The organism is Pseudomonas sp. C32, assembly GCF_030417915.1.
In the GTDB taxonomy this organism is placed as follows: domain Bacteria; phylum Pseudomonadota; class Gammaproteobacteria; order Pseudomonadales; family Pseudomonadaceae; genus Aquipseudomonas.
In genome coordinates, this window is sequence record NZ_JAUHUK010000016.1 from 18073 (window position 1) to 30801 (window position 12729).

11 protein-coding genes and 1 pseudogene are annotated in these 12729 nt (G+C 57.7%); 8 read left to right on the forward strand and 4 right to left on the reverse strand.

The window, feature by feature from the left end; translation table 11 throughout:
• Positions 1 to 10: 10 nt before the first annotated feature.
• The 5 genes from QYH43_RS18625 to fdhA all read left to right on the forward strand — a co-directional run bounded on the left by QYH43_RS18625 (position 11) and on the right by fdhA (position 6521).
• Positions 11 to 340, forward strand: a complete 330-nt coding sequence (locus QYH43_RS18625; RefSeq protein WP_046039383.1) for a sarcosine oxidase subunit delta — start codon at positions 11 to 13, stop codon at positions 338 to 340.
• Positions 337 to 3354, forward strand: coding sequence for a sarcosine oxidase subunit alpha (locus tag QYH43_RS18630; RefSeq protein ID WP_301157763.1), 3018 nt, complete (start codon positions 337 to 339; stop codon positions 3352 to 3354). The genes QYH43_RS18625 and QYH43_RS18630 overlap by 4 nt, the downstream gene beginning before the upstream one ends.
• 142 nt (positions 3355 to 3496) lie before the next feature.
• Positions 3497 to 4129, forward strand: a complete 633-nt coding sequence (locus QYH43_RS18635; protein ID WP_095057490.1) for a sarcosine oxidase subunit gamma — start codon at positions 3497 to 3499, stop codon at positions 4127 to 4129.
• Between the two features lie 133 nt (positions 4130 to 4262).
• Complete coding sequence (gene purU, locus QYH43_RS18640) at positions 4263 to 5120, forward strand: formyltetrahydrofolate deformylase (protein ID WP_007981374.1); 858 nt, start codon at positions 4263 to 4265, stop codon at positions 5118 to 5120.
• Between the two features lie 201 nt (positions 5121 to 5321).
• Complete coding sequence (gene fdhA, locus QYH43_RS18645) at positions 5322 to 6521, forward strand: formaldehyde dehydrogenase, glutathione-independent (protein WP_301157764.1); 1200 nt, start codon at positions 5322 to 5324, stop codon at positions 6519 to 6521.
• 64 nt (positions 6522 to 6585) lie between these two features.
• On the opposite strand, the gene QYH43_RS18650 is transcribed toward fdhA, so the two are convergent.
• A complete protein-coding gene (locus QYH43_RS18650; protein ID WP_301157765.1) occupies positions 6586 to 7638 on the reverse strand; it encodes an RHS repeat-associated core domain-containing protein in 1053 nt (350 codons plus the stop codon).
• 80 nt (positions 7639 to 7718) lie between these two features.
• Between QYH43_RS18650 and QYH43_RS18655 the strand changes: the two are divergent.
• A pseudogene (locus QYH43_RS18655) lies at positions 7719 to 7942 on the forward strand (formaldehyde dehydrogenase, glutathione-independent); the annotation flags it as partial.
• Between the two features lie 9 nt (positions 7943 to 7951).
• Here QYH43_RS18655 and QYH43_RS18660 read toward each other — a convergent pair.
• Positions 7952 to 9058, reverse strand: coding sequence for an RHS repeat-associated core domain-containing protein (locus QYH43_RS18660; protein WP_301157766.1), 1107 nt, complete (start codon positions 9056 to 9058; stop codon positions 7952 to 7954).
• 224 nt (positions 9059 to 9282) lie between these two features.
• Between QYH43_RS18660 and QYH43_RS18665 the strand changes: the two genes are divergently transcribed.
• Complete coding sequence (locus tag QYH43_RS18665) at positions 9283 to 9837, forward strand: DUF2780 domain-containing protein (RefSeq protein WP_301157767.1); 555 nt, start codon at positions 9283 to 9285, stop codon at positions 9835 to 9837.
• A gap of 1 nt (position 9838) precedes the next feature.
• Here QYH43_RS18665 and QYH43_RS18670 read toward each other — a convergent pair whose 3' ends face one another.
• Entirely contained in the window at positions 9839 to 10726 is an 888-nt protein-coding gene (locus tag QYH43_RS18670; RefSeq protein WP_301157768.1) for an acyltransferase, read from the reverse strand.
• Positions 10727 to 11004: 278 nt separating this feature from the next.
• On the opposite strand from QYH43_RS18670, the gene QYH43_RS18675 reads away from it, so the two are divergent.
• Positions 11005 to 11511 (forward strand): ATP-dependent zinc protease, encoded by a 507-nt coding sequence (locus QYH43_RS18675; protein ID WP_301157769.1) that lies wholly within the window; start codon positions 11005 to 11007, stop codon positions 11509 to 11511.
• A gap of 36 nt (positions 11512 to 11547) precedes the next feature.
• Here the strand turns inward: QYH43_RS18675 and QYH43_RS18680 are convergent, their stop codons facing one another.
• Positions 11548 to 12528, reverse strand: a complete 981-nt coding sequence (locus tag QYH43_RS18680; protein WP_301157770.1) for an RHS repeat-associated core domain-containing protein — start codon at positions 12526 to 12528, stop codon at positions 11548 to 11550.
• Positions 12529 to 12729 lie beyond the last annotated feature (201 nt).

The following is a 12729-nucleotide window of genomic DNA, read 5'->3' on the forward strand; positions in this document are numbered from 1 at the left end:
GAAATTTCCTATGTTGCATATCTTCTGTCCTCACTGCGGCGAGTTGCGCTCCGAAGAGGAATTCCACGCATCCGGCCAGGCGCACATTCCGCGCCCACTGGACCCGAATACCTGCACCGACGAGGAGTGGGGCGACTACATGTTCTTCCGCGATAACCCGCGCGGTCTGCACCACGAGCTGTGGGATCACGTCGCCGGTTGCCGCCAGTACTTCAACGTCACCCGCGACACCGTGACCTACGAGATTCTCGAAACCTACAAGATCGGCACCAAGCCACAATTCACCGACAAGACCGATAGCCCGAAAGCGGCCAGCACGGCTCTGGGAGAGAAGGTATGAGCCAGATCAATCGCCTGTCCAACGGCGGACGGATCGACCGCAACAAAGTCCTGACGTTCACCTTCAACGGCCAGAGCTACAAAGGCTTTGAAGGCGACTCGTTGGCCGCCGCCCTGATCGCCAACGGCGTCGACATCATTGGTCGCAGCTTCAAGTATTCCCGTCCGCGCGGCATCTTCGCTGCCGGTGCCGAAGAGCCGAACGCGGTGCTGCAGATCGGCGCCACCGAAGCCACGCAGATTCCGAACGTGCGCGCCACGCAACAGGCGTTGTATCAGGGCTTGGTCGCCACCAGCACCAACGGCTGGCCGAGCGTGAACAACGACATGATGGGGATTCTCGGCAAGGTCGGCGGCAAGCTGATGCCACCGGGTTTCTACTACAAAACTTTCATGTACCCGCAATCGTTCTGGATGACCTACGAGAAGTACATCCGCAAGGCTGCTGGCCTGGGCCGCTCGCCGACCGAGAACGATCCGGACACCTACGACTACATGAACCAGCACTGCGACGTGCTGATCGTTGGTGGCGGCCCTGCCGGTCTGGCCGCTGCACTGGCCGCTGCGCGCAGCGGTGCCCGTGTGATCCTGGCTGACGAACAGGAAGAGTTCGGTGGCAGCCTGCTCGACTCCCGAGAAAGCCTCGACGGCAAACCGGCCGTGGAATGGGTCGCCAGCGTCATCGACGAATTGAAAAATACCCCGGACGTGCTGCTGTTGCCGCGCGCCACAGTCAACGGCTACCACGACCACAACTTCCTGACCATTCACGAGCGCCTGACCGACCACCTCGGTGACCGCGCACCGATTGGCCAGGTGCGTCAGCGCATCCACCGGGTCCGCGCCACTCGCGTGGTGCTGGCGACCGGCGCTCACGAGCGTCCGTTGGTCTACGGCAACAACGACGTGCCGGGCAACATGCTCGCCGGCGCCATCTCGACTTACGTGCGCCGTTACGGCGTGGCACCGGGCAAGAAACTGGTGCTGTCGACCAACAACGACCACGCTTACCGCGTGGCGCTGGATTGGCTCGATGCCAGCCTGCAAGTGGTGGCCATCGCCGACGCCCGCAGCAACCCGCGTGGTGCGCTGGTGGAAGAGGCTCGCGCCAAAGGCATCCGCATCCTCACCGGCAGCGCCGTGATCGAGGCCCGTGGCAGCAAGCACGTGACCGCTGCCCGCGTTGCCGCCATCGATGTGAAGGGACATAAAGTCACCAGCCCGGGCGAATGGCTCGACTGCGACGTGGTTGCCAGCTCCGGCGGTTATAGCCCGGTGGTTCACCTGGCTTCGCACTTGGGCGGCAAGCCGATCTGGCGCGAAGACATCCTCGGTTTCGTACCGGGTGAAGCGCCGCAGAAACGCGTGTGTGTCGGTGGCATCAACGGCGTTTACGGCCTTGGCGATTCCCTGGCCGACGGTTTTGAAGGGGGCGCCCGCGCCGCCGCTGAAGCCGGGTTCCAGACCGTCGAAGGTCTGTTGCCGAAAGCCCTGAGCCGTCTTGAAGAACCGACCCTGGCGCTGTTCCAGGTGCCACACGAAAAGAACACCGCACGGGCGCCGAAGCAATTCGTCGACCTGCAAAACGACGTCACCGCTGCCGCCATCGAACTGGCGACCCGCGAAGGCTTCGAGTCGGTCGAGCACGTCAAGCGCTACACCGCGCTGGGCTTCGGCACCGATCAGGGCAAGCTCGGCAACGTCAACGGCCTGGCCATCGCTGCCCGCTCGCTGAACGTGACCATCCCGCAGATGGGCACCACCATGTTCCGCCCGAACTACACGCCGGTGACGTTCGGCGCCGTGGCCGGTCGTCACTGTGGGCACATCTTCGAGCCGGTGCGTTACACCGCACTGCATCAATGGCACCTGAAAAACGGCGCCGAGTTTGAAGACGTCGGCCAGTGGAAACGTCCTTGGTACTTCCCGAAATCCGGTGAAGACCTGCACGCCGCGGTCAAGCGCGAATGCAAAGCCGTGCGCGACAGCGTCGGCCTGCTCGATGCTTCGACCCTGGGAAAGATCGACATCCAGGGCCCGGATGCGCGCGAGTTCCTCAACCGCGTCTACACCAACGCCTGGACCAAGCTCGATGTGGGCAAGGCGCGTTACGGCCTGATGTGCAAAGAAGACGGCATGGTCTTCGACGACGGTGTGACGGCTTGCCTGGCGGACAACCATTTCGTCATGACCACCACCACCGGCGGCGCGGCTCGCGTACTTCAGTGGCTGGAGCTGTACCACCAGACCGAATGGCCGGAAATGAAGGTGTACTTCACCTCCGTCACCGACCACTGGGCGACCATGACCCTGTCCGGGCCGAACAGCCGCAAGCTGCTCGCTGAAGTCACGGACATCGACCTGAGCAGCGAAGCTTTCCCGTTCATGACCTGGAAAGAAGGTCTGGTGGGTGGTGTGCCGGCGCGGGTATTCCGGATTTCGTTTACCGGTGAGCTGTCGTACGAAGTCAACGTGCAAGCCGACTATGCGATGGGTGTATTGGAGAAAATTGTTGATGCTGGCAAGAAGTACAACCTGGCGCCATATGGCACCGAAACCATGCACGTGCTGCGGGCCGAGAAGGGCTTCATCATCGTCGGTCAGGACACTGACAGCTCGATGACCCCGGACGACTTGAACATGGGCTGGTGCGTCGGTCGCACCAAACCGTTCTCGTGGATCGGCTGGCGCGGCATGAACCGTGAAGACTGCGTGCGTGATCAGCGCAAGCAACTGGTGGGCCTGAAGCCGATCGATCCGAACAAGTGGCTGCCGGAAGGTGCGCAACTGGTGTTCAACACCAAGCAAGCCATCCCGATGACCATGGTCGGTCACGTGACTTCCAGTTACCTGCACAACTCCCTGGGCTATTCGTTTGCCATGGGCGTGGTCAAGGGCGGGTTGCAGCGGATGGGCGAGCGCGTGTTCGCACCGCTGGCCGACGGCAGCGTGATCGAGGCGGAAATCGTGTCTTCGGTGTTCTTCGATCCGAAGGGCGAACGCCAGAACGTGTGATTGCCGGATGTCCGTAGGAGCCGGCTTGCTGGCGATGAACGATAACGCGGTGCATCTGATACACCGCGTCGTTTGGATCGCCAGCAAGCCGGCTCCTACAGGAGGCAACCGCACCATCAACAGAATTCAGGAAAGGTGCTTTATGACCGCAGCCAATGTTTACCAACAACGCCCAACCACCGGGGCCAAGGCCGAGTCGTCGTTGCATCACGCCGACCTCGCCAGCCTGGTGGGCAAGGGTCGCAAGAGCGCCGGTGTCGTCGTGCGCGAGAAGAAACTCCTCGGCCACCTGACCCTTCGTGGCGATGGTCACGATGCCGCATTCGCCGCTGGCGTGCTCAAGGCCCTGGGCATCGAACTGCCGGGTGCACTGAGCGTCATCGTCAAAGGCGAAACCAGCCTGCAATGGATGGGACCGGATGAGTGGCTGCTGATCGTGCCGACCGGTGAAGAACTGGCCGCCGAGCAAAAACTGCGCGCAGCGCTGGGTGATCTGCACATTGCAATCGTCAACGTCAGCGGCGGCCAGCAACTCCTCGAACTGAGCGGCCCTAACGTGCGCCAGGTATTGATGAAGTCCACCAGCTATGACGTGCACCCGAACAACTTTCCGGTGGGCAAAGCCGTCGGCACGGTGTTCGCCAAGTCGCAACTGATGATCCGTCACACCGCCGAAGACACCTGGGAACTGCTGATCCGCCGCAGCTTCTCGGATTACTGGTGGCTGTGGTTGCAGGATGCTTCTGCCGAGTACGGGCTGAGCGTTCAGGCTTGAGATTTATCGCCGGCAAGCCGGCTCCTACAGGATTGATGTCGGTCTTGAGAGCGACGTGAACCCCTGTAGGAGCTGGCTTGCCAGCGATCAACCGCGCAGCGGTTGCCATTCAACGAACAGGAGTCACCGCACTATGAGCCGCGCCCCAGACACATGGATCCTGACCGCCGACTGCCCCAGCGTGCTCGGCACGGTGGACGCGGTGACCCGCTTTCTGTTCGAGCAGGGCTGCTACGTCACCGAACACCATTCCTTCGATGACCGGCTCTCGGGCCGTTTCTTCATTCGTGTGGAATTCCGCCAGCCTGACGGTTTCGACGAGCAGTCCTTCCGCGCGGGCCTAGCCGAGCGCGGTGAAGCCTTCGGCATGATCTTCGAACTGACCGCGCCGAACTACCGGCCGAAAGTGGTGATCATGGTCTCCAAGGCCGATCACTGCCTCAACGACTTGCTCTATCGCCAGCGCATCGGCCAATTGTCGATGGACGTGGCTGCCGTGGTCTCCAACCACCCGGACCTCAAGCCGCTGGCCGACTGGCACCAGATTCCGTACTACCACTTCCCGCTGGACCCGAACGACAAGCCGTCGCAAGAGCGCCAGGTGTGGCAGGTGATCGAAGAGTCCGGCGCTGAACTGGTGATCCTTGCGCGCTACATGCAGGTCTTGTCGCCGGAGCTGTGCCGCAAGCTCGATGGTAAGGCGATCAACATTCACCACTCCCTGCTGCCCGGTTTCAAAGGCGCCAAGCCGTATCACCAGGCCTACAACAAGGGCGTGAAACTGGTGGGTGCTACCGCGCATTACATCAATAACGATCTCGACGAAGGGCCGATCATTGCCCAGGGCGTCGAGGCTGTGGATCACAGTCATTACCCGGAAGATTTGATTGCCAAGGGGCGGGATATTGAAGGGCTGACCCTGGCGAGAGCCGTTGGCTATCACATTGAAAGAAGGGTTTTCCTCAACGCGAATAGAACGGTCGTTCTTTAGACCGCCATCGCTGGCAAGCCAGCTCCTACAGGGGTTTGTGTCGTTGACAAATAGTGGGTTCGCTCCGAATCACTGTAGGAGCTGGCTTGCCAGCGATGAGGTCCTTAAAAGCAACACAAGAAACAGCATCTATACCCGAGCACTCAACGCGCTGCCTGCCTGGGCAACGCGGTTCCATAAAAACAACAGCGAGGTGAAAGCATGTCTGGCAATCGTGGTGTGGTGTATCTCGGCGCTGGCAAGGTCGAAGTACAGAAAATCGACTATCCGAAAATGCAGGACCCGCGCGGCAGGAAGATTGAACACGGTGTCATCCTGCGTGTGGTTTCCACCAATATCTGTGGCTCCGACCAGCACATGGTGCGCGGCCGTACCACGGCGCAAACCGGCCTGGTGCTGGGCCACGAGATCACCGGCGAAGTGATCGAGAAGGGCAGCGACGTCGAGAACCTGAAAATCGGCGACCTGGTATCCGTACCGTTCAACGTGGCTTGCGGGCGCTGCCGTTCCTGCAAGGAAATGCACACCGGTGTCTGTCTGAGCGTCAACCCGGCGCGTCCCGGCGGTGCTTACGGTTATGTCGACATGGGCGACTGGACCGGTGGCCAGGCCGAATACGCCTTGGTGCCCTACGCCGACTTCAACCTGCTGAAACTCCCGGACCGCGACCGGGCCATGGAGAAAATCCGCGACCTGACCTGCCTCTCCGACATCCTGCCGACCGGTTACCACGGCGCTGTGACCGCAGGCGTTGGCCCGGGCAGCACCGTGTACATCGCCGGCGCCGGTCCGGTTGGTCTCGCAGCCGCCGCTTCAGCTCGTTTGCTCGGCGCGGCGGTGGTGATCATCGGCGACGTCAACACCGTGCGCCTGGCTCACGCCAAGGCCCAGGGTTTTGAAATCGCTGACCTGTCCCTCGATACCCCGCTGCACGAACAAATCGCCGCGCTGCTCGGTGAACCGGAAGTGGATTGCGCCGTCGACGCCGTAGGCTTCGAAGCCCGCGGCCACGGCCACGACGGCGTCAAACACGAAGCCCCGGCCACCGTGCTCAACTCGCTGATGGGCGTGGTGCGGGTTGCCGGCAAGATCGGCATCCCCGGCCTCTACGTCACCGAAGACCCGGGCGCCGTCGACGCTGCCGCGAAAATGGGCAGCCTGAGCATCCGCTTCGGTCTCGGCTGGGCCAAATCCCACAGCTTCCACACCGGCCAGACCCCGGTCATGAAGTACAACCGCCAGTTGATGCAGGCGATCATGTGGGACCGCATCAACATCGCTGAAGTGGTGGGTGTGCAGGTGATCAGCCTGGATCAGGCGCCGGAAGGTTATGGCGAGTTCGATGCGGGTGTGCCGAAGAAGTTTGTGATTGATCCGCATAAGATGTTTAGTGCGGGGTAAGGGCGCTTGGAAAGGGCGATCTGATGGTCGCCCTTTTCATATGTAGAGTTCTATTGGGTGGAAACTACCAAATGTCTCCGTGGGAAGCTCTGATTTCTTGTGAAACTCGTTCCAGACGCTCTGCTCGTTGTTGTGCTTGAACTCTTTCAAATGTTGCTAAATAAGGGCGACGATTGATTTCGGTGATTGTAGTGATAGTTTCCATGTGCGTATATCCAGTTTCAATCGCGTGCGCAGGCAGTAAGCCAGGTACTGTTCCTTGCCCCACAGCCCCCAATCTCATTAATCGTTCTTGTGGTGATGTGCCTCTGTCTATGTATTTTATGAAGTGCTTTTGTCTGACCTCGGAATAAGCTACTCCATGCATACGTTTTGATGTTGCTGCGAATTTGGCAAGACTGTTTCCAGGTACATAGTCGGCGATTTTATTGATTATTTCATTTGGCATGTCATTCAGTGTTAGTTCTTTTTTTACAGCAATATTTCGTGGTGTCGGTTTGGCAGGTAGAAGGCGAGCCGATTTGGGACTTTTTTTAGCCGCGTTCAGTGCTCTCGAAAAATGTTTGGCCATAAGAGCTGACCAACTGGCATGCCCTGTCTGATCTTTTCGATTCACCGGATCCCCCACACAATATGCATACCCATTCAACCCTCCCTCCCCAAACGGACTCCAACTGTCCGAACTGTTAAACCTCATCAACACCGGGTTAAACGCCCGATAACCATTCCCCAACAAATAACACCCCGTCACTGGATCCGGTCGTTCGCCGTTGAAGCCAAGCAGGCTGAGCAAGCCGTTGCCAGGATGGCGAAGACCGTAGGGAGAGTAGGCGAGAGGATGAGGGCGAGTTGCATCAAGTACGTTCAACACCGAACGCTGTTGATCCGTGGCAAGCAAGCGCGTTTGCGCTGTACCGTTCTGGCGCTGTTGCTGCGCCAGCAATTGATCGTCGTGCTGCATGATCGAACACTGCAGCGCCCCTTGAATCTCAGTGGCGAGGCGATCTTTCAGGTAGAAGCGCTGAGCATCGCTCTGTGCTGAAGGTGTGCTGGCGACCAGTCGATCCAGCGGGTCGTAGCGGTATTGGCAGAGCAGTGTTTCGCGGTTGGACGGCATGGTCATGAGCCCCTGAAAAGTCGGTCAATTCAGGGATTCACTGTCGCGTAATAAGCCAGGGCTGCCTACTAGCAGAACTGCTAGGTTGGGCCAAATCCCACAGCTCCAACACCTTCCAGACCCCGGTGATGAAGTACAACCGCCAGTTGATGCAGGCGATCATGTGGGACCGCATCAACATTGCTGACGTGGTGGGGGGCAGGTGATCAGCCTGGATCAAGCGCCGGAAGGTTACGGCGAGTTCGATGCGGGTGTGCCGAAGAAGTTTGTGATTGATCCGCATAAGATGTTTAGTGCGACGTAAGCTTGGGCGCTATACGTCACGTACAGGTTTACCCCTGATGAATTTAACTGCATCGTAGTGGTGCTCTTTCATAACAGCATTGGTCGTATATATTTGTAGGGCAGGTTTGCTAGCTGAATAAGTACGGTTGGCGGAGCTTGCTTGAAGTGTGATTGATTGCTTTAAGTTGTTGTCGGCAGCAACCGTGCCGCGGTACCCCTTCACAGGTAGCCCAGTTAGAGTTGAGAGTTCGGCGGCGATAGAACTGCTTCCTCCGTTGGCGGAGTGGCAAATGACTAATCGAATGTTTGCATGGTCTTTAATTTTTATTCCTTTTTCTTTGGCAAGGTTGTGAAGGCCTTCTGCATTAAGAGCCTCATCTCCATTCGGTATTCTAGTACCTTTAAATCTAGGGGTTGGTGCCCCGTGAGCTACAAAATTTAGGCGTGGTTGATTCTTGTAGGTGTCGACAAAGGCTTCTATGTCGGGTGAGAGTGTATGCCAGCTTTTATACTGACCTTTTTGTAATGGGTACTTTACTAACTTATTAATATTAAGACTTGATGCGCGTGTCGGAGCTGATATCAGGAATGGTCCCCGAGTAAACATATGGCCGCTCGGGTCGACTCGATTCACCGGTTCCCCCGCGCAATACCCATACCCATTGAACCCACCCTCCCCAAACGGACTCCAACTGTCCGGACTGTTAAACCGCATCAACACCGGATTAAACGCCCGATAGCCATTCCCCAACAAATACCACCCCGTCACCGGATCCGGCCGTTCGCCGTTGAAGCCGAGCAGGCTGAGCAAGCCGTTGCCAGGATGGCGGTGACCGTAGGGCGAGTAGGCGAGAGGATGAGGGTGAGTTGCGTCGAGTACGTTCAACACTGAACGCTGTTGATCCGTGGCGAGCAAGCGCGCTTGCGCTGTACCGTTCTGGCGCTGTTGCTGCGCCAGCAATTGATCGTCGTGCTGCATGATCGAACACTGCAGCGCCCCTTGAATCTCAGTGGCGAGGCGATCTTTCACGTAGAAGCGCTGAGCATCGCTCTGCGCTGAAGGTGTGCTGACAACCAGTCGATCCAGCGGGTCGTACCGGTAGCGGCAAAGCAGTGTTTCGCGGTTGGACGACATGCTCACGTACTCCCGAAGAGTCAATTCATTCAAGGTTTAACTGTCGCCCAATACGCCAACACTGCCTACTAGCAGAACTGATAGTGGCGAAGTGTTTTCACTGGCTCGCCACAAGCAGACAGAATGCACTTCAGCGTCAGGAACATGTGGGCGTAACCCCGGTCAAACCGGCAGTTTTACCGCTCTTCAACCGGGCGGTTTTCATGGCGCAAGAGGATGTCTGGATGAAGATTTCACGCGGTATTGCACTGGCTTCGCTGTTGGCCTTGTCCGCCAGCCAGGTCTTCGCACAGTTCAGCCTGAACGATGCGACCAACGCCATTTCGGGCATGCAGGGTGGCAACGCGGCTACCGAAGCGGCGCCTACTTCGCAAACGGCAGATCTGCTGGGCGCACTCACTCAATTGAACATCACTCCGCAGCAAGCCGTCGGCGGTGCCGGCGCGATGTTGGGGCTGGCGAAGAATCAGTTGAGCTCGACCGATTACTCGGAACTGGCCAAGAGTGTGCCCGGGATCGACAAGTTGTCGGGCGGCGGCGAGTTGGGTGCGTTGGCCGGGCTACTCGGCTCCACCGGCAAAGCCGCTGGGCTGGACAACGCCTTGGGCAACGTCAAGGACACAAGCGACCTGAACAACGCCTTCAGCGCCCTGGGAATGGACACCGGCATGATCGGGCAGTTTGCGCCGATACTCCTGCAATACCTCGGTCAGCAGGGTGTCGGCGGTTCGCTGCTGAGCAGCCTGGGCAGCATCTGGGGCACCGGTACCGGCGCTTGATTCAAATGTGCTCGGCGTGCAAAGCGTCGATACGCCGGTCCTTCTCGATCCAGAGCTGGTTGACCCAGTTCTGGATTTTCTCGCGAAACAGCGGATCGTTTTCGTAATCGCCCTGCCACAGTGCAGGGTCGAGCTCGCGGGTCTTGATGTCGATGACTACCCTCGGCACGTTGCCGCTGATCAAATCCCAGAAACCCGGAATCGTCTGCTGCGGGTAAACCACCGTCACATCCAGAATCGCGTCCAGCTGTTCACCCATCGCCGCCAAAACAAACGCCACGCCACCGGCCTTGGGCTTGAGCAGGTGGGTGAACGGTGATTGCTGATGAGCGCGTTTGGCCGCCGTGAAACGCGTACCTTCCAGATAATTGACCACGGTGACCGGCTGACGCTTGAACAGTTCGCAGGCCTGTTGGGTGATTTCCAGATCCTTGCCCGCCAGCTCCGGATGCTTGGCCAGGAAGGCCTTGCTGTAGCGCTTCATGAACGGGTAATCCAGCGCCCACCACGCCAGGCCCAGGAAGGGCACCCAGATCAGTTCTTTCTTGAGGAAGAATTTGAAGAACGGCGTGCGCCGGTTGAGTGTCTGGATCAGCGCGGGGATGTCGACCCACGATTGATGGTTGCTGATCACCAGATACGACGTGTCGCGACGCAGATCGTCACCGCCGCGGATGTCCCACTGGGTGGGGATGCACAGGCGGAAGATCAGCTTGTCGATTTCGGACCAGGTCTCGGCGATCCACATCACTGCCCTTGAGGCGTGGTCGCGAAAGCGGCCGGGCAGGATCAGTTTGAGCAGGGCAAACACCAACAGCGGTCCGATCAGGATCAGTGTGTTGAGCAATAGCAGAAGGGCGACGAAACAGCCGGTGAGCAGGCGGCGCATAAGTAACTCTTGAAATCATTTGGGCGCGCCATGATAAGCAGCTTCGGGCGACAGGCCAAATCGATGGGTGACGAATGTTTCACTTTTTGCGGGGTATGCTTGGCGCAAGCATTGTGTTGAATGTGCTGGCCTCATCGCGAGCAAGCTTGCTCCTACAGTAGATTGGGGCGGCGCAAAACCCTGTAGGAGCGAGCCTGCTCGCGAAGCAATCTCCGGGCGAACGAATGGCTCGCGAGCTGTCTAAAACCTCGCCCTCAATTTCCAAGGAACCCCACTACGTGAAATTCCTCCTTGCACTGCTTCCCCTCATCGCCTTGCCGGTCATGGCCGCCGAGCCGACCCTGTACGGGCGCTACGAATACATCGCGCTGCCGGAAATCGGCGGCGAAGTGCTCAAAGCCAAAATGGACACTGGCGCGCTGACAGCGTCACTGTCGGCCAAAGACATCGAAACCTTCACCCGCGATGGCGAAGACTGGGTACGTTTCCGCCTCGCCACCAAAGATGCAAGCAACAAGGTCTACGAGCACAAAGTTGCACGGATCAGCAAGATCAAGACCCGTTCCGAAGAGGACGAGGATGAAAGCGAAGTGATCGCGCCCACCAAGCGTCCGGTAGTGGATCTGGAATTGTGCCTGGGCAACGTCAAGCGCACGGTTGAGGTGAATTTGACGGACCGTAGTAGCTTTAATTATCCGTTGTTGATTGGGGCCAAGGCGTTGCGTGAGTTTGGGGCTGCGGTGAATCCGGCGAGAAGGTTTACGGCGGATAAGCCGGATTGTTGATCTGGCTGGAGCTTCTGGTTGTGAGGCAATGTCCGATCAAGGCTGACGGATATTTGCTCTCGCCTGTTTCAAATCCGAATTAATGCCACCGAGCATCATTTGATGATTTTTCTGTATTTTATTCATATCTGTTGGCCTAAGTCCGTCTTCTCTTGTTCCTACCAATAAATCAAAAAAGACATCGTTGGTTTCCTTTAGGTTTTTTTGGATTGCTTCTAGTTTTTCTATGCTTCTTTGTGGTGAGTTTGGCTTGGTTTCGAGAATTTTTGTAGTTTCAGCTAATCGTGCTTCAACCGTTTTTCTAAGCAAAAAAGCTTCTGGTTCCATTTTTGCTTCTTTAGCCAACTCAATAATTTTATTTTTCCCGCCTAATATTCCAGCGGTATCACGGATAGCAGGCTCGGTAAATTTTGATATTTTCTTCGGCCCTGAGTGATGGTTTTTTGCTGCTTTTTTCAGCATTTCAATTAAGTTCGAAATCTTAAAATGGCCAGTAGGGTCCATTCCATTCATTGGGTCTGCGCCACAATACGCATAAGCATTAACCCCGCCCCTCCCAAACGGACTCCAACTATCCGGACTATTAAACCGCATCAACACCGGATTGAACTGCCGATACCCATTGCCCAAATGATAATGCCCCGTCACCGGGTCCGGCCGTTCGCCGTTGAAGCCGAGCAGGCTGAGCAAACCGTTTAGCGCTGGGCGATGGCCGTAGGGTGTGTAGGCGAGGGGATTGGGTTGATTGGCGTCGAGGGCGTTGAGTACCGAGCGTTGTTGGTCGGTTGCCAGCAGTGTGCTGGTCACCCTGGCATAGAGCTGATTCAGCTGCGCCAGCAACTGCTCATCATGCTGAAAAAAACTCCACCGGGCGGCGCCCTGAATCTCGGTGGCCAGTCGGTCTTTGCAGTTAAAGCGCTGAATTGCGGGCTGTTGATGCACCGAGCAGCCATTCTGACGATCCAGCGGATCGTAGTGATAGCGGCACAAAACGATTTTACTGGGTGAACTGGGCATGAGCTGAACTCCGTTCAAGGTCCGGATGGCAGGACCTTGAGCATCGGAGTTTTTTCAGCGGTTGCCTACTAGCAGATCTGATAGGACTGCGGCCCTCAGTTCACGGCTGAAGTGGAGGGGCCGCACAGGTAACCTCGCTCGTCGAAAGTAAGTTTTCCCACAGAAAAAACTCGCCTCCTACAGAGCCAATCCCTTCCTTTT